This is a genomic window from Arthrobacter sp. UYCu723 (assembly GCF_054059215.1).
Genome location: NZ_JBSSBW010000001.1, coordinates 3547474 through 3563860, shown reverse-complemented (window position 1 = coordinate 3563860; position 16387 = coordinate 3547474). Strand labels below are relative to the sequence as shown.

General features: G+C 60.5%; 20 protein-coding genes, 2 tRNA genes and 1 pseudogene. 16 read left to right on the top strand and 7 right to left on the bottom strand.

Annotated features, from left to right (window positions below):
* Nucleotides 1-180: 180 nt before the first annotated feature.
* From ACVWZ8_RS16730 to ACVWZ8_RS16720, 3 genes are all read right to left on the bottom strand, one after another.
* A complete protein-coding gene (locus tag ACVWZ8_RS16730; protein ID WP_456505239.1) occupies nucleotides 181-1038 on the bottom strand; it encodes a helix-turn-helix domain-containing protein in 858 nt (285 codons plus the stop codon).
* Nucleotides 1014-1544 (bottom strand): DUF6879 family protein, encoded by a 531-nt coding sequence (locus ACVWZ8_RS16725; RefSeq protein WP_456505238.1) that lies wholly within the window; start codon nucleotides 1542-1544, stop codon nucleotides 1014-1016. Before ACVWZ8_RS16725 ends, ACVWZ8_RS16730 begins: the two co-directional genes overlap by 25 nt.
* A gap of 75 nt (nucleotides 1545-1619) precedes the next feature.
* On the bottom strand, nucleotides 1620-1799 hold the full coding sequence (locus ACVWZ8_RS16720; RefSeq protein ID WP_456505237.1) for a hypothetical protein: 180 nt from the start codon (nucleotides 1797-1799) through the stop codon (nucleotides 1620-1622).
* 214 nt (nucleotides 1800-2013) lie between these two features.
* On the opposite strand from ACVWZ8_RS16720, the gene ACVWZ8_RS16715 reads away from it, so the two are divergent.
* The 16 genes and pseudogenes from ACVWZ8_RS16715 to ACVWZ8_RS16640 form a co-directional block, all read left to right on the top strand.
* Nucleotides 2014-2223, top strand: a complete 210-nt coding sequence (locus ACVWZ8_RS16715; protein WP_456505236.1) for a hypothetical protein — start codon at nucleotides 2014-2016, stop codon at nucleotides 2221-2223.
* An 85-nt stretch (nucleotides 2224-2308) separates the two neighbouring features.
* A complete protein-coding gene (locus tag ACVWZ8_RS16710; RefSeq protein WP_456505235.1) occupies nucleotides 2309-3109 on the top strand; it encodes a hypothetical protein in 801 nt (266 codons plus the stop codon).
* Between the two features lie 74 nt (nucleotides 3110-3183).
* On the top strand, nucleotides 3184-4281 hold the full coding sequence (locus ACVWZ8_RS16705) for a hypothetical protein (RefSeq protein ID WP_456505234.1): 1098 nt from the start codon (nucleotides 3184-3186) through the stop codon (nucleotides 4279-4281).
* A gap of 296 nt (nucleotides 4282-4577) precedes the next feature.
* Nucleotides 4578-4976 carry a hypothetical protein gene (locus ACVWZ8_RS16700; RefSeq protein WP_456505233.1) on the top strand — a complete coding sequence of 133 codons (399 nt, stop codon included), beginning with the start codon at nucleotides 4578-4580 and terminating at the stop codon, nucleotides 4974-4976.
* A 267-nt stretch (nucleotides 4977-5243) separates the two neighbouring features.
* Complete coding sequence (locus tag ACVWZ8_RS16695; protein WP_456505232.1) at nucleotides 5244-5852, top strand: MT-A70 family methyltransferase; 609 nt, start codon at nucleotides 5244-5246, stop codon at nucleotides 5850-5852.
* Between the two features lies 1 nt (nucleotide 5853).
* Nucleotides 5854-6057, top strand: coding sequence for a hypothetical protein (locus tag ACVWZ8_RS16690; RefSeq protein ID WP_456505231.1), 204 nt, complete (start codon nucleotides 5854-5856; stop codon nucleotides 6055-6057).
* Between the two features lie 60 nt (nucleotides 6058-6117).
* A complete protein-coding gene (locus tag ACVWZ8_RS16685; protein WP_456505230.1) occupies nucleotides 6118-6246 on the top strand; it encodes a hypothetical protein in 129 nt (42 codons plus the stop codon).
* 134 nt (nucleotides 6247-6380) lie between these two features.
* Nucleotides 6381-8564: a type IV secretory system conjugative DNA transfer family protein gene (locus ACVWZ8_RS16680; RefSeq protein WP_456505229.1), complete on the top strand. Its 2184-nt coding sequence runs from the start codon at nucleotides 6381-6383 to the stop codon at nucleotides 8562-8564.
* A gap of 178 nt (nucleotides 8565-8742) precedes the next feature.
* Nucleotides 8743-9606, top strand: coding sequence for a replication-relaxation family protein (locus tag ACVWZ8_RS16675; RefSeq protein ID WP_456505228.1), 864 nt, complete (start codon nucleotides 8743-8745; stop codon nucleotides 9604-9606).
* A complete protein-coding gene (locus tag ACVWZ8_RS16670) occupies nucleotides 9603-9965 on the top strand; it encodes a hypothetical protein (protein ID WP_456505227.1) in 363 nt (120 codons plus the stop codon). Before ACVWZ8_RS16675 ends, ACVWZ8_RS16670 begins: the two co-directional genes overlap by 4 nt.
* Complete coding sequence (locus tag ACVWZ8_RS16665) at nucleotides 9940-10701, top strand: hypothetical protein (RefSeq protein WP_456505226.1); 762 nt, start codon at nucleotides 9940-9942, stop codon at nucleotides 10699-10701. The genes ACVWZ8_RS16670 and ACVWZ8_RS16665 overlap by 26 nt, the downstream gene beginning before the upstream one ends.
* A 143-nt stretch (nucleotides 10702-10844) precedes the next feature.
* A complete protein-coding gene (locus ACVWZ8_RS16660; RefSeq protein ID WP_456505225.1) occupies nucleotides 10845-11234 on the top strand; it encodes a helix-turn-helix domain-containing protein in 390 nt (129 codons plus the stop codon).
* 41 nt (nucleotides 11235-11275) lie between these two features.
* Nucleotides 11276-11887 carry an ImmA/IrrE family metallo-endopeptidase gene (locus ACVWZ8_RS16655; RefSeq protein WP_456505224.1) on the top strand — a complete coding sequence of 204 codons (612 nt, stop codon included), beginning with the start codon at nucleotides 11276-11278 and terminating at the stop codon, nucleotides 11885-11887.
* Nucleotides 11884-12171: a helix-turn-helix domain-containing protein gene (locus ACVWZ8_RS16650; RefSeq protein WP_456505223.1), complete on the top strand. Its 288-nt coding sequence runs from the start codon at nucleotides 11884-11886 to the stop codon at nucleotides 12169-12171. Before ACVWZ8_RS16655 ends, ACVWZ8_RS16650 begins: the two co-directional genes overlap by 4 nt.
* On the top strand, nucleotides 12152-13705 hold the full coding sequence (locus tag ACVWZ8_RS16645; protein WP_456505222.1) for a tyrosine-type recombinase/integrase: 1554 nt from the start codon (nucleotides 12152-12154) through the stop codon (nucleotides 13703-13705). Before ACVWZ8_RS16650 ends, ACVWZ8_RS16645 begins: the two co-directional genes overlap by 20 nt.
* Nucleotides 13621-14793 (top strand): annotated as a pseudogene (locus ACVWZ8_RS16640) (recombinase family protein); the annotation flags it as partial. The gene ACVWZ8_RS16645 and the pseudogene ACVWZ8_RS16640, both read left to right, overlap by 85 nt.
* Before the next feature lie 102 nt (nucleotides 14794-14895).
* On the opposite strand, the gene ACVWZ8_RS16635 reads toward ACVWZ8_RS16640, so the two are convergent.
* From ACVWZ8_RS16635 to rsfS, 4 genes are all read right to left on the bottom strand, one after another.
* Complete coding sequence (locus ACVWZ8_RS16635) at nucleotides 14896-15306, bottom strand: hypothetical protein (protein WP_456505221.1); 411 nt, start codon at nucleotides 15304-15306, stop codon at nucleotides 14896-14898.
* Nucleotides 15307-15496: 190 nt separating this feature from the next.
* Nucleotides 15497-15572, bottom strand: a tRNA-Ala gene (locus ACVWZ8_RS16630).
* 176 nt (nucleotides 15573-15748) lie between these two features.
* Nucleotides 15749-15821, bottom strand: a tRNA-Ala gene (locus tag ACVWZ8_RS16625).
* Nucleotides 15822-15974: 153 nt separating this feature from the next.
* Complete coding sequence (gene rsfS / locus ACVWZ8_RS16620) at nucleotides 15975-16376, bottom strand: ribosome silencing factor (RefSeq protein WP_426978274.1); 402 nt, start codon at nucleotides 16374-16376, stop codon at nucleotides 15975-15977.
* Nucleotides 16377-16387 lie beyond the last annotated feature (11 nt).

Sequence of the window (16387 nt, the reverse complement as noted above, 5' to 3'; positions counted from 1 at the left end):
GAGAACTCCCAAATCTACCGGGCTACCCATGCCCTCATAGCACACAAACCCTGACCCACACGTACGTCAGGAGAGCCCGAAAAAACAACTCTTCGTCGCGAAATAACGTCGTGAGTTTGTCCGCGCCTTGGTCGCTCCGGCGCAGCCCGGTTGGGGCATCTGGAGCAGTTCGACAGATAACTACCGGCCTATAGTCGCTGAATCGTCTAGAACGGACTGCAGGAGCGTCCGCGATTGGACATCATCTATGGCAGCCTCGTAGAGCCGCCGGAAAACACCATGATATTCAATGACTTCACCAGTGTTAGTGGTTTCTTGTTCACTGATCGCAGCCTCAGCACTCACATATCGATTATCAATAATCATGAACGGATTCGCTGCTACCGAGGGGGATCCGCCTCTGGTCGTCAAAATCCTGATATCAATATTTCGCTGCCATGAGATTCGAATCGCGTGAGAAATTTGATCCGTGAGAACTTGCTTGTCCGATGTCCCGTGAAGTGAGAACAGGGCAGCCTCGGACATCACAAATGTGAAATTCTTTGGTTGCGAGAGGATATATTGACGCTCCATCCTCGCCTGTGCCAACCGACCAGCGGCCGCCGCCGCATGACCAATATCTCGAAACAGTGCTTCGGAATAAGTACGAGTTTGAAGCAGCCCAGGAAAGACAGCACATTCGTAGACGTAGATCCTTGAGGCCGTTGATTCCAGACTCGCGAGGCGTCGCTGAGCGGCGTCAGGCCCATGCTTCAGCATAAACGCAAAGCTTGAGGGATCGAGTTGCGCCAGACTCCACTGCTGTCTGAGCTGCTGTGCCATCTCTTCACCACACGTCAAAGCCAGGATCAGTTGTTTAAGCTCGCTCGGTTCAAGAATTCTGTATTTGCCCGTTTCGATCTTCGATATCGTGGCCTGCGAAAGGTACGTGGCTTTCGCCAAGTCTTGACCACGCATCTTCGATTCGAGGCGGACCGATCGGACCATAGCGCCAAAGTGAACCAGCGCCGGATTTAGTCCAACTGATTCGGCGGCCACCCGAGCTCCCGTTGCTGTCGAAACTGCTCGACCGTAGGCATCTCCTCGAACAACTTCCGGGCCGCCGTAAGAGCCGGCTCATTATCGGCCGAGACGCGCATTGTCCGTGAACCTACGAACACGCCCGTTCGAGAATAATCAAGCCTTTCGAGAAGCTCTTGGTCGTAAAGCCAAAAATCAGACGCTGGGATTCGGTCATCGGACCCACGAATAGCCACTCTGATATCTTCTCCGACCTCAATGCCTGGCGCGAATGCAGCCAGCAACTCGAAAAGTTCATACTCTGTAGGTGGATCCGAGACTATTCGCAGTCGCCGCACCACGCCGCCTCTTTGCCGAACTTCCTCCAGCATCCCCACCCATTCGTGATTGAACCCGCTGGGTAGGGTTCCGGACTCCTTAAACGACTCGAAGGCAGCTGCCTCATCTGTCACGTCGTAAACGGGAAGCCGTTCGACACGGAAGGCTTCGCGTCGGAATGAATCGAACGGGTCGTCGTCAGGCATGTTTGGTTCCCTCGAAGATACGAATCAGGTGGTGGGCTGGCGCCCCTGTTGCCCGGCGCCAGCCCACCACGGCCTTCACAGTTTTAGACCCACGAGCAAGCTCACTGGAATGGCCACCGCTTGCTCACCCTCGGGCAACGGTTCGCCGAAAAGGTCTTCCGCGACGTAGCCCTGAACGATGATCGTGTCTTCGTCCTTTCTGTAGATGGTCGGACAGTTCTTGCCACTGCAGTTGATTTTCGCGATAACTTCCATCTTCGTCTCCTCCGTATTGACTGAATACATCCTTATATTTACATGATCTGCGGAGTGCGTCAATGATATTCCTACTACTGGAATATTTCATCATGCGTGGCGTGAGAAATAATTTCTTCCAACAATATTCTGTTAGTCGCAGAAGGCTGGCGCTGAGAAGGCAAGCAATTTCTAATTGGAATTGCAATCGATTCATTCCGAACATGGAGGCGAAATGCCAATCTCTCGTCAAGACCCCGCACAAGATCCCCGGACCGTTACGTCGTCCGGCATCTCTCAGGCAACATTGCTGTACTTTGCCAATCCGGGCTTTGGCCCCGAAAGCAGCCGCTGGCGTGAATTCATTGACCAGATCATCGAAGACAAGATGAGTAGCCTGTTCGACGAACAGGCCGCCGCTGAATTCCACACAAGCAAACAGTAGTCGCCTTTCTTCCGAATTCGTGGGGCGGTATTTCTGCCCCAGACATCGCAAAGAATCCCAAAACAGATCGAGCTTAGGACTCCCAATGGTTGCAATAACTATTCATCGGAAGAAGAACGGCGCCGTCATCACTGGCACCATCCTCGTTATCGCCGCACTCGCTGCATGCTCGAGCGGCTCCGGCAGCGGCGGCCTCACTGTCAACAAACAGACGCTGGCATCTTGCCCGGCTAGCCCCTTGGCCAGCCGCGCGTCGATCGATGTCAGCGGCACCGTCCGCTCCGACGCCATACCCGAATCGTATGCGGCGGCACTCCAGGATCTCGTCCGCCGGACGGCCGTTTGCGGAGGCCACCTCAGCGTGGTGGTGTTCTCGGCCAGCAGCGCCGCAACAGTCAGCTTGTATGACGGAGACTTGCAGATGCCCGGCTCGACCGAGAACGCGCGGCTGCGCCGTGTCCCGCAGGCCACAGAGGAGGTCATGACAGCGGTGAGCGAGGCCTATACAGAGAAGGCACGCACTCTGACGCCCGGCGGGACGGATATCGTCGCCCAGTACCAGCTGGGACACGAGTACCTCCAGCAGCTGGGCGGCAACCGGCACCTGAACCTGGTGCTGCTGACCGATGGCTACCAGAACGCTGGCTTCGTGCTGGGCGACCGGGCGCTGACGGAGGCGGAGGCCACCGCACTGGCGGCGCAGGTGGATATTCCCCAGCTGCCCGGGGCCACAATCACGGTCGCTGGGATTGGGAAGACAGCAGGCCAGGACAGCGCCCCCACGAATGTCATTACCGGCATGAAAGCCTTCTACGATGCCCTCTGCTCGCGCACCGGGGCCACCACCTGCGTCAGCGTCACCGACTACACCCCGGCTGGGGGCTGATGACCATGGCGATCCTGCATCGCTTTCTCCCCGGTACATCCGGTCGTCCCGTCGCTGGCGACCCTGCCCGCGTCATGGCCAGTCCGGCAGCTGTTGTTAACCTGCAGCGCGTGGACGAGGCCGCAGCAGTCACAACCCCGGAGACGATCTCCGCCGGAACATGGATGGAGCGCGGCTTCGACGAGCTCGCGTCCGAGCAAGAACACCTGTGGCCCGCCAAAGGCGAAGAGGCGAGCCGCGCGCACGCTGCGGCCGCCCTGGGTCTAGGCACTGCCGCCGAGACCCAACAGTTCCTCCTCCACGAGTCAGCCAGCCTGCTCACCACCAGCAAGCAGTCCTACGAACACTGCCAAAAGACGCTGCTCCCCTGGGTGCAACGCGGCCCGCACCACAACTTCCGTTACTGGATCGGGTGGACCGTGCTGGGTCTCGGCGATGCGGTCGGTGTCGCCGGGGCGGCCATCCTCCTCGGTGAGGAGATCTGGATCGCCGTCGGCCAGGCCATGGCCACCGGCCTCGCCGCCTTGACGGCCGGTTCGGCCGGGCACGACCTCAAAGAGTTGCGTATGGCCCGGCAGCGCCGGCGTGACCCGGACGATCTGACCGACGATGAAAAACACTACCGGCGCTTCTTCGACGACACCTCGGCTGGGGACTCGCTCCTCAAGGTCGTGGCCTGGTTGGCAGGAACCATCGTTTTCCTGGTCGCCTTAGGGGTTTTCGGGCTCCGTGCGAGTATCGAGGGCGGCCTGGCGGGGCTCCTGTTCGGTACCCTGGCCGCCGCCACCGCGCTGGCCTCGTTCATTAACAGCTACTCCCATGCCGACGAAGTGGCTGACCTCATCTCCGTCGCACAGAGGACCTTTCGCCAGGCCGTGCGGCGGCACCGCCGCTTGGGCCGGGCCGCGCCGTTACGCCGCCGGGCACACTCCCAAGAGATGGTCAGCTCCCTGACCGAGGAACACACGCTTCGCGGTCAGGCCGCCGCCCACCACGTCCGGGCCATGAAATACCAATCCCTGACCGCCAACCCGGGAGTCGTCGGGCATGGACAGAGCACCAGCAAGCGCCCACTTACCACAGCTCGCCCCGAAGACGGCGTAGCCGCCGCTGTTGGCCCGGTGTCCCGACACCGGCGCCAGCCAAAGGCAACGCCAGGGGAAGCAACGTGAAAGCCTCGCCCACGCTGCCCAGCAGCCTCCGTCCACCGGCGATACTCGCCACGGCCCCAACAGCAGAAAGCACTCGTAGGGCTGGTCGGATCCGGCTCGGTTATCCCGGGCGCTGCCCGAAGGCGCCCACGCTCAACCTGTTTGTCTTTGACGACTCGGGAAGTCTGTCTGGTCCGGTCGGCAACGATCCGCTCAGCAACCGCTACGAGGAAGCACGGCGGGCGCTCGAAGTCGTTGGGCGGCATTGCAGCTGCAGGGAATGCCTGGCGGCGATCATCCACTTCGATACTCCCACCATGGGATGCGTCCAACCGACGCCGCTCACCCGGGCCGGACGCCGGCAATTAGCTACCGGTCTCCGCCTCCCCCCGGATGCGGCCGGAGCCAGTCTGCTCGGAGCCAGCCTCGCTAAGGCTGAATCCCTGGCCGAACAGTACCCGGATCACGGCCTCTCCCTGACCGTCCTGACCGACTGGAAACTCTTCGACAACAACGTACTTGAACTGTTCTCTAAGCTGGACAGCTTCCCCGGCACCGTTCGCGCCGTCGGGCTCCGCAATACTCCGCCAGCGGACGTACTCGATCCGGCCATCCAGACGGTGACCATTACTCCGAACTCGCCGAGAGGCAGCCTGGCCCGGACCGTGTTCGACAGCCTGACGCTCCACCGGCAAGGCCGGGAGCTGGTCAGCTGATACGACTATCCATGCTGGACGCGTTGTGAATTCCACACCAGTCACAACACCGCCAGCTATCTGTCACGAAGCGAGTGCCTGCCCCTCGTCGTACCCGTCCGGTCGCGCGACGCGTCGCCCGGCAGGTCAAGCGACCGGACGATTTACCAGCCACGGCATCTGGTCTTAAGTACAGCCAGAGCCCACGCCAAACTTCTGGCAAACCAAGTCCTCCACCCCACGCCGTGGATGACTGCACCGAAAAGCAGGCTCAGAAAGGACACAACCATGAACACCGATCACAGCGCCAGCCCGATAGCACCCTATGAGGGGCCGAAGTTCCGGACCATCCTCGCCGACTGCCCGTGGGACGTCGAGCAGAAGGGTGCCCGCGGCGCCATTGCCCACTACGACCTCATGACCTTGGACCAGCTCGAGGCGATGCCCGTTGCCGAAATAGCGGAAGACGACGCTCACCTGTGGTTCTGGGTAACCAACGCCACGCTGCGTGCTGGCTATGACGTCATCGAGTCCTGGGGCTTCACGCCGAGGTCGCCGCTCACGTGGATCAAACCACGGTTCACCCTCGGTGTGTACCTCCGTAACGCGACCGAGCACCTCATATTTGCAACGCGCGGCAAAGCTCCGGTGCAGTTCCGTTCACAGCCGACCTGGATGTTCGCACCACTGCAGGATCACAGCCACAAGCCAGAAGAGCAGTTCGCGGTCATCGAACGGGTATCCCCGGGGCCTTACCTTGAACTGTTTGCCCGACGTCAGCCGCCGAGCGACAAACCGTGGAGCGTGTGGGGAAATGAAGTCGACTCTGACATCTCCATTCCGGGTTACCCGGTGCCCTCAGATTTCAGCCATGACAGCGCCCAGCAGGCGGTCTGAGATGGCCGGCAAGAAGGACCCGGCACGCGGACCGTTCGAATGGCTCTGGCACATCAGCCTGCTCATCTTCGGTTCCGTCATTCTCCTCAACCTTGCCTGGGGGTTCATCCAGCAGGCCCTGCCGTACATTTTCGCCGCCATTCTGCTCGGCGCCATTGTCTGGATCGCACTCTCCATTCTTCGCCTTCGCAAAGACCGGTGGTGAATTGTGCATCCGATATTTCCAGGCAGGATCGTTGTGCTTTTTACAAACCATATTGACCTGATGCCCGAAATCATCAATAACTATCTGCACCGCCTGCTGACGACAATCAGCAAACGGCAGAATTCATTCACCCGAAAGGAGGAATCCCATGCCTCGAAAAAACCGAACACGCAGCCGTACACAGCGTGAACCACGCCGGTTCGTCGTACGCAGCCTGCGCCGGGATCCCCCGGAACTGACCCACTTCTGCCAAGCACTACTCAGCCTGGCCAGGGCACAACGTGAAGCCCAAGCCCAGCAATCTCATGAGGGAGAAGATCAGAATGACCAGTAACGACGGGGTGGTCTTCTCAGAGCTCTACTTGCCACGTCCGCTCGCCCCGGCCGCCGTTGGACAGTTCATCTCGCGGCTGGCGAGTGACCAGGACGCCGCCCGCGTTGTATTCGAAGCGCGGGGAGAACAGGAGTGTGTGCGCTTCCTACTGGGCTGCCGTGCAACGGACATGCATCGCATACGCAAATTGCTCGCGGACTTCATACCCGGTGCGCTCCTGAACGGTCTAAGCCAACCCAGGCTCGGGCTTGAGAAAGCTCGCCGGCTTGTGCTCCGCCCGAGCGGGCTGCCACTTCACACCGGCACCACCGGTGAAGCCACCCGAGCCATCCTCTCCGCGTTGTCCGCCCAGATAGGTAAAGACGAAGCCCTCGTCCTGCAGGTCGTCATCGGGCCTCGGACGGCACCCCGTGTTCTGCCCGAGAAGGCCCCTTCGATCATGACCCCTTGGTGGCAGCCCCTGCTGGGTGAAGTGCCCGGTGCGCCGGCAGATGAGCGCAGCCGTCGCCGACAACGGGACGAACAGCACGGCGTCCACGCAACGATTCGCATCGGGGTGCGCTCCGCTGATCCCACAAGACGCCGCCGCCTGGCAATTGGCTTGTTCAGCGCACTTCGCATCCTTCAAGGACCCGGCCAGCACATGGACCTCAAATTCGAGCAGCCCGATCGCATCGATGGCGGCAAGCTACCTTGGCGCTGGCCGCTACGGCTGTCAGGCCAAGAACTCGCTGCCTTGCTCGCATGGCCAATAGTCGAGGACGAACTGCCGGGTGTCGCGTCTGCCCACCCGAAACAATTGCCAGCGGCGAAGGCAATGCATACCGGCGAACGCGTCTTCGCTACCAGCACGCTTCCCGGCGACACCCGAAAGCTGGGTGTGTCGAGTGCCGATGCTTTGATGCACACGATCGCCTATGGCCCGACGGGCTCTGGCAAGTCGACGGCCCTCGAAAACCTAATTGCTGCCGACGTCACGGCTGGATTGGCCGTCGTCGTTATTGATCCCAAGAAGCAGCTCGCCATCGACAGCGTGACTAGGCACATTCCGGCGGACCGGCTGAACGATGTTGTGGCGCTGGATGCCAGCAGCACCAACCCTGTGGGGTTCAATCCGCTGGCGGTGAGCGACGGTCGAGATCCGGATGTTATCGCCGACGGTCTGTTGGCTGTATTCAAGGCGGTCTTTCATGAGGGCTGGGGCCCCCGCACCGAGGACATTTACTCGGCGTGTCTTCGGACCCTGACTCGCACCAGCACGTCCGGGCAGCCATCCACCCTCATGGATATCCCGCGGTTGCTGACTGATACGGCATTTCGTCGTGCCCTGGTCGGCAGGCTGCAATCCGACGTCGGTCTGGCCGGATTCTGGGCCTGGTACGAAAACCTTTCACCGGCTGCCCAAGCCTCTGCCGTGGCCGCACCATTCAACAAGCTGCGCCAGTTGCTGCTGCGGCCCTCGCTTGTGCGCATGTTGGGTCAGCCCCATCCCCCGGTCAATCTACGCAACGTCTTCCGGGAGAAGAAGATCGTCCTGGTACCTCTAAACGAGGGCCTGATCGGGGAAGGGACCGCATCCCTGCTGGGGTCATTGGTCATTGCTGAGCTGTGGCAGGCCACGCAGGAACGGGCAGCAGAAAAAGACCCTCACAAGCGTCCAGGCATGATCTTCGTCGATGAAGCCCACAGATTCTTGCACCTCCCGGTATCACTTGCGGATGCACTCAACCAGAGCAGGTCACTCGGCGTCGGATGGCATCTGGCCACGCAGTACCCGACCCAATTCCCAACCGAAATCCGTGACGCCGTCTCAACCAATGCCAGGAACAAAATCGTCTTCGCCCAGGAGCCCGACGATGCCAAATATTTCGCCCGCAAAGCGCGGCAGCTGACCGAAGACGATTTCGTCGAGCTACCCAAGTACCACGCCTACGTGAATCTGGTCGCGAACGGGAGTCCTTCCGGCTGGGCATCAGTGGCCACTCTCCCAGCACGTGCGGCCATCTCCGATTCGGCAGCAGTGCTGGCAGCCAGCGTACGAAATTACCAGCCCGCTCCGCTGCCGGATCCTGCCGTAGCTCGACCATCGATACTGCCGACCCAAACGCCCGAAGCAATGCCCGAAGCAGCCTCTCCCGCTGGCCCCGTCGGCCGGAAACGGAGGCGACCATGAGAGCCCACCGTTGCATCCCGGACGCTCCGGTCACCCGTCCAGCCGCCCATCCAGCCACGATGCCGACGTTGACGCCAGTTTGCCCCGTGGTGGCCGTTGTCCGCTCCCTGTTGGATGGGACTGACCCCTGTAACAGGGGTCAGGTTGGCCGCCGGGCGCTGACCCGAGGAGCCGCCGTATGAGCGCCCGCACAGCAGCAGGCCTGATCGACAGCCTCTCTGACCGCGATCTGGCCATCCTGCGCTCCCTGCACGCTCATCGGCTCCTCACCACCCGTCTGATCCAGCGCTTGCACTTCGCCAACGGCCACGCCACTCTCTCGGCCGCCACCCGAGCCACCACGAGGGTGATGAACAGGCTCCAGCAGCGCGGGCTGGTGACAAAGATCCGGCAACGCGTCGGTGGGGTGCGCCAGGGGTCGGCCGGAATGGCGTACCACCTCGGCCCGGGCGGTGAGTCGCTCCTGCGGTCACTCAGCGGCGGGCCTCGTCGACGCTACGTCGAACCCTCGATGGCCTTCATCACCCACACGCTCACTGTTGCGGAACTCGCCGTTCGCCTACATGAGGCGTCCACCACTGGCCGCTTCGAGGTGGCCCGGTTACAAACTGAGCCGTCTTGCTGGAGGACATTCCTTGGCCGCCACGGAGCGCGGGAATGGTTGAAACCCGATCTCTATGCCGTCACCGCCTCCGGCGACTTCGAAGATGAATGGTTTCTTGAAGCGGATCTCGCCAGTGAACATATTCCTGCCGTCATCCGAAAGGCCCACGTCTACCAGCGCTACGCCGCCACTGGCGCCCACCAGGCCGAGCACGAGGTCTTTCCGGCCGTCATCTGGGTTGTTCCCGACGCCAGCCGCGAGACAGCGATCAGGTCGGCGTTGGCTTCCGATAAGGCCCTGGCCCCGGAACTGTTCCGCGTCGTCACCGTCGCAGCCTTCGACGACTTCATCGCTGCTGGCAATGAGGTCCACGGACCACCGCCACCAGCCGAAACCACTGACGCTCACCAATTTCATTCTGAAAGGAGACACCAATGACTACCCAATTCACCAACACCCAGAGTCGTCCGGCGGGGGTCCGCAACCCGTTCATCGTCCACCGGCTCGACGCACACATTGCCGAAGCACTCACCACCGGCAAGCCCGTTCCCCTCAACGCCGCCCGGCTACTCGCTGCCTGCTACCACCACGGCATCGACTCCGCCCTCTGCACCTTCGCAGCAACCGGGCGCCTCGACGCCCAAACCGCAGCCAAGGAACTCTTGAAAACTTCGTCATCGTCTCGCGGGGAGTCCGGCTGCCAAGCCCTGATCGACTACGTCAACGCCCGAATTGAAGCTACAACTGCAACAGCGAAAGGAGCCACCACCCATGGAACACTCACAAACCCCCGATGACAACGAAGCCAAAGCCGCTGAAGAATACTTGGCAGCCGAGGCAACCATCGAACAAGGCATTGCCGAGGCAAAGGAAAAAGGGACGGAAGTAGACCCGGAAACGGCACGAACGATTGCCGCGTACCTCACGTCAAGCAGCCCGGCCGAGACGCCCGCCCTGCAGGAATTTGCCGAAAACGGCGTTGTCAACCGGCCCCTGATGCGAACCGAATACATGAGCATTTACTCCACGCAGGATTGTCCGATCGGCGTCCGGGAATGGATCATCTGGCTCGGCACCTTCCTCGCAGCCGACGAGCTGAGCCGGGACGAACCCGTCGAACACAGCGAGCACCTGACTATCATCCAGCAGACCCCGGAGGGCGGATTCTCCGTCAAGATTTCCACCGCAGATTCGCCTGACACCGTCGACGCAGCGATAGCCAAGTCCCGGGAGCTCATCAACTACTTCGGCACGGCCTTCCGGGCCTACCTGACCCTGGCTGGCGTCTACGCCACTGATCCGAAGCTCGAAGAGAACTTCCATGAGTTCTATGTGGCGTCCTATCCGGACATGACCCGTGTCATCGACGAGCTCACCGAGGTTCTCGAGTGGGAGTCCGACCTCCAGGCGTTCGCCGCCGAACGCGGCATCGAAGAGCTGGTCAGCCTCGACCGCGTGCAGGTCGAACGCATCGCACGCAACACCTGGGACATCGTCAAGATGGGAGGACAATTCCATGTATTTATCAAATAGAATCAAATGGCATAAATTGTCACCGCCGTTGAAATCGAATAATTCACGATGGGCGAACAGCTGGGTGTTGCGGAATGGTCTACAATTGCTGACTTTAACCATCAATTTAGGTAAAATGGGGTTACAAGAGGAGCACCCCATAAATGGACCAAATTCGCGCACAACAATTCGGACAATATATCCAGGACGAGCGAAAGCAAGCAAGGCTTTCAGCACGTGGACTATGTCGAGCCGCCGGTATCGACATAGCAACCTTGGTGCGGCTCGAGCAGGGCAAGCTCAAATCACCCCGCCCGACAACCCTGACCTCAATGGCCGATGCCTTGGGGCTGCCTCATGCCGATGTCTTCGCCATGGCCGGCTACACCGTGCCATACGATCTGCCGAGCCTGACGGCGTTCCTTCGCAGCAAATACACTGCGCTTCCGGAATACGCAGTCGCGGAAATCGACAACTACTTCCAACAGACCGTGGACAAGCATGGCATCGACCTCAACGGGCCACTTCCCGGAGAGGACGAGGAAACCGCATAACAAGCGGCAGACCTCGGGAGGAACGGATGAAGACATCGGCGATGAACAGCCAGCAACGCCGCCCACCCAACCGTTCTTCTCATTCCGAAAACCAAACTGAACCAATCCTGAAATCACTCCGGTCATTGGCCCTGCCAGCCATCTGCGGCACCGAGACCATCATGCAGCTGGCAGTAACGCAGGCTACCTGCTTGCGCGAACTGCTGCAGTCAGCCGAGGGGCGCTTTGACATCGGCCTACTTGTCCAGATCCCGAGGGTGGACGTTCACATCAACGACGTGTTGCCTGTCGCAGGCACGGTCTACTGGGGCGCAGGCTCCTGGCATATTGAGCTCAACGGCAACGACTTCGAAGCAGACCGGCGATTCGCCGTGCTGCACGAGCTCAAGCACATCATTGACCATCCGCTCGCGGGCCAGCTGTACACCGGGAGTCCCGCCGAGGCAGCAAAACAGCAGGAACAATCGGCAGACTACTTTGCTGCTTGTTCTCTCGTTCCCGAGGATCAATTGCGGCAAGCCGCAGCGCGTCTTCCCAGCGTCGCCGTGATGAGCGCATATTTCGGGGCCAGCGAAACCTGCATCGAACAGAGACTCCGCGACACCGGGTTGACCCCCTCAACGACGAGCAGATCGGTCAGGGGGACGTCATGACCACGCCCCGGACTCCGAAATCCGTCAGCTACGAAATACCCGACAAGGCTCCAAGCGGGATCAAAGCCCAGGGCAATAACGGGCTTCCTCGGCTCCTGACCATTCCGGAAGTGGCCTTGGCACTCCGCGTGAGCAAGTGGTCGGTCTACTCACTCATCCATTCGAAGCAGCTCGGCTCCGTCTTCGTGCGCACCCGGCATCTGGTGCCAGCGGACGAAGTCGAGCGATTTGTCCGCAGTCAATATGAACCGGAAGGAGGAAAACATGGCCAAGAGAAACGGTAACGGCGAAGGAAGTATCTACCAGAGGAAAGACGGACGATGGGAGGCCTGTGCCTACCAAAAGACAGTGTCCGGTCAGACGAAACGGTTCAGGGTGGTAAGTACCGGTCGAGCCACAGCACGCCGAAAACTGGTGGAGCGCCTGGCCGAAGCACAAAAGGGCATCCTCATGGCCGACAAGAGCTGGACGGTTAGCGACTATCTGGACTACTGGATGACCGAAGTCGTCGCCCATAAAAATCGTCCCCGCACCATCGAACTCTACGAGATGGCTGTCCGAGTCCACCTCAAGCCCCACATCGGCACAACGCATCTTCGCGACCTCAGCGTCCGGCAGTTTCAAGCCGTGATCAACCACATGCAGGCCGAAGGGAAATCAAGCCGAACTATCCAACTATCCAGATCCGTACTGCGCGCCGCCCTGAACCGGGCCATCCGCGAAGAGCTCATCCCCCGAAATGTCGCCAGCCTTGTGGACATGCCCCGCTGGGAGCGCAAGGAGATCAGCACCTGGGGACCGGAGCAGGTCACTCAATTCCTGGAAACAGCAAAAGACTCGCCCTGGTTCGGCGCCTACCTCATCCTCTGCGTCTACGGGATGCGCCGGGGTGAAGTCCTCGGACTCCGCTGGCGCGACGTGGACTTCGACAAGAATCGGCTTCATGTCCGCCAACAGCTGCAAAGAGTCAGCGGCGTCCTCACCCAAGGACCAGTGAAGACTGCTGCCGGTCGCCGGGATCTGCCCCTCATCGCCCCTGTGTGGGCCGCTCTGGCCAAAGCCGCCCAAAGGGCCGGATTTGATCCAGAGGCCGGTACCGTGGCCCCGGACGGGCCACTGGCCAACACTCTGGTTTTCACCAGCCAAGCAGGGACACCAATCGATCCCAAGAACTTCGTCCGGACGTTTCATCAGATCCGTGAAGACGCCGGGTTGCCGTGGATAACGGTTCATCACATCCGGCACAGCGCCGCGACGCTGCTGAAGAATCTGGGCGTTCCCGCCCGGGATGCCCAGCTGATTCTCGGACACTCCAACGTCACCACCACGCAACAGCTCTACCAGCACGCCGACATTGAAGGCCAAAAAATCGCCCTCGAAGAAGTAGGACGATCGCTGGTGTTTGGGGATGACGGCAACGGTAGCCGTCAAAACTATCCGTCAAAAATGAATTCTGTTGGTGAAAACTTGCGTTTCACCCCTGGAGGGCCAGGAGGGACTCGAACCCTCGACACCCTGCTTAAGAGTTTGATGTTTCTCATCAGCACACCGTCGGCGACCCCCGTTATTGGGGCGCTGAGCACGCGCATCAGTACGCAGATATTGGGAGCGGTTGCCGTCAAAACTAGCCACCAAAGAGTCGGGCCACTGACACCCTGCATGCTCGGCAGGTGGGAGCAGCTGACGGCCCTGCGGCATGGTCTGCGGAATGCCGTGAACCAGCTCCGTAATCCATGGCCAGACACACAGCCTGTGCCATCACCCACGGGACCGACCGTAGCCAACCACCCACTCAAAATAGAGGAGAAACGGCCATGACCGCCGAACTAAACGACGAACTCTACGAGGAACCGCTGCTGGGCTATGCCGACCCCATGCGCGACAAGCTGCCGGACGACCCGCTGACAGGGAAACGCGCGGTTCTGTACCTACGGGTGTCCAGCATGGGCCAGGTCAATACCGACTACGATCCCGAGGGCATCTCGATCCCCGCCCAAAGAGTCGCCTGCCAGAAGAAAGCGGAACAGCTCGGCCTGACCGTCATCGATGAATACGTCGAACCAGGCAAGTCCGGCACCACCATGGTCAACCGGATTTCGTTTCAGCAGATGCTCGAGCGCGTCAGACATGAAAAAGACATCGATTACATCATCGTCCACAAACTCTCGCGCCTGTCCCGAAACCGCTACGACGACGCCGTCGTGATGGCCGACCTGCGCAAGCGAGGCGTGACTCTGATCAGCGCCACCGAGTCTATCGATGAAACACCGGTGGGCCAGCTGATGCACGGCATCCTGGCCGCGTTCAACGAATACCGGTCACGTGAGGATGGTGCCGACATCGCCTACAAAATGGGCGAAAAGGCAAAAAAGGGCGGCACCGTCAGCCGTGCTCCCCTGGGCTACACCAACTCCATCGACCGCGTCGAAGGCCGCGAAATCCGTGCAGTGGAAATCGACGAGGTACGCGCACCGCTCGTAAAGCTCGCCTTTGAGCTATACGCGACCGGCGACTACACGCTGGCCGACCTCGCCGACGAGCTGGGCGACCGAGGCCTGTTCAGCCGTCCCACCGCTCGGCGGCCCAGCCAGCAGGTCTCCGTCAGTAAAATCGCCCAGATGTTCCGCAATCGCTACTACCTCGGTTACATCACCTACAAGGGGCAGGAGTATGACGGACGCCACGAGGCGATCATCGACGACGAGACGTTCGCCGAAGTACAGCGTGTTATGGCCACCCGGACGGCTGCCGGCGAACGCCGCCGCATCCATCACCATTACCTCAAAGGCACTCTCTACTGCGGCCGCTGCCACCGAAAAGGCGACAGCCGTCGCATGATCATCCAGAAAACCCGCACCAAAGGCAACGAATACACCTACTTCTTCTGCCGCGGAGCCCAGGAAGGAACCTGCAAGGAGCCCTACATCAATACCCGCATTGCCGAAGACGCCGTCCTCCGGCACTACTCACAGGTGAGATTCACACGCGAGTTCATTGCCAGCGTCCGGTCACACATCTACGACGTCCTCGGCGACAGCGAAGGATCCGCGCGCCTGCTCAAGAAGCAACTGAATGAGCAGATCGAGAGCCTCAACGTCAAGGAAGGAAACCTCATCGATCTGGCCGCCGACGGCACTCTCCCCCGCGATCAAGTCCGCACAAGACTCCGGGACATCGCCGGACAGCGCGAGAAGCTCACAGAGCGCATGAACGGCGTCGTGGAAGACCTCGGCGTCGGCGTCGCCCTCATCGACGCCTGCCTGGAACTCCTGGAGGAACCGCAGGAGCTCTACAGCCGCTGTGACGATGAACAACGGCGATCGCTCAACCAGGCCCTGTTCGTCAAGCTCCTGATCGAAGAAGACAATGTCAGCGCTCACGTGCTGCACGAGCCGTTCGCCGAGCTCCTGACCGTCCAAAGAACCCAGAACCTGATTGCGAGCGGATTGAAAGACCCGGACAAGATCCGCGAACACGCCCGGCAGATCTACGCCGAGAACACCGGAGAAAACAAAAGAGCCACCCAACCGGGTGGCTCTTCTCATTTCCAAACAGTCGAGGCCTTACTCGATGCCATGAACTTGGTCCATGTTTCGAGTAAGGCCTCTATGGTGGAGCTGAGGGGACTCGAACCCCTGACCCCCTGCATGCCATGCAGGTGCGCTACCAGCTGCGCCACAGCCCCGAAGTGTGCTGGGAAGAACCGTCTTCCCGGAAGCAACCTGATTATCTTAAACCACATTTCCCGCTGACGCGAATCGGCGCGCCGGGCTGCCAGAAAAGCCCGGACCGGCCGGAACTATCCGGATCCGGGCACAAAAATATCCGCCGGAATCTTTACGATTCCGGCGGATCATCTTGTGGAGCTGAGGGGACTCGAACCCCTGACCCCCTGCATGCCATGCAGGTGCGCTACCAGCTGCGCCACAGCCCCGAATTTTCGCTGCTCCGACTCCGTCAGCTTACGCTGCCGGCTCCGGCTTTTCGTCCGGATCTCTCCGAAGCAACTCAAATATCTTAGAACAGCCTCTCGGAAAATTCCAAATCGGGCATATTCACGCTTTGGTCTGAAGGCTGCGCCAAACTGTTACTCCGTTTCGGAGGCGGCAGTGGCTTTGGCTGACGCGTCGTCGCCCAGCTGCAGGTCCACGACGGGGCAGTCCTTCCAGAGTCGCTCCAGGGCGTAGAACACGCGGTCTTCCTCGTGCTGGACGTGGATGACGATGTCGCCGTAGTCCAGCAGGACCCAGCGGCCACCGGAGCGGCCTTCGCGGCGGGTCGGCTTGAGGTCGAACTTGGTGAGTTCTTCTTCGATGCCGTCAACGATGGCGTTGACCTGGCGTTCGGACGGTGCCGAGGCGATCAGGAAGACGTCGGCCAGGGCCAGCCGCTCGCTGACGTCAAGGGCGACAATGTCGTCGGCGAGTTTCTCCGAGGCAGCTCGGGCTGCGTGGCGGGCTGTGGCGATGGATGATTCTGTTGCAGTCACGGGACTCCTTG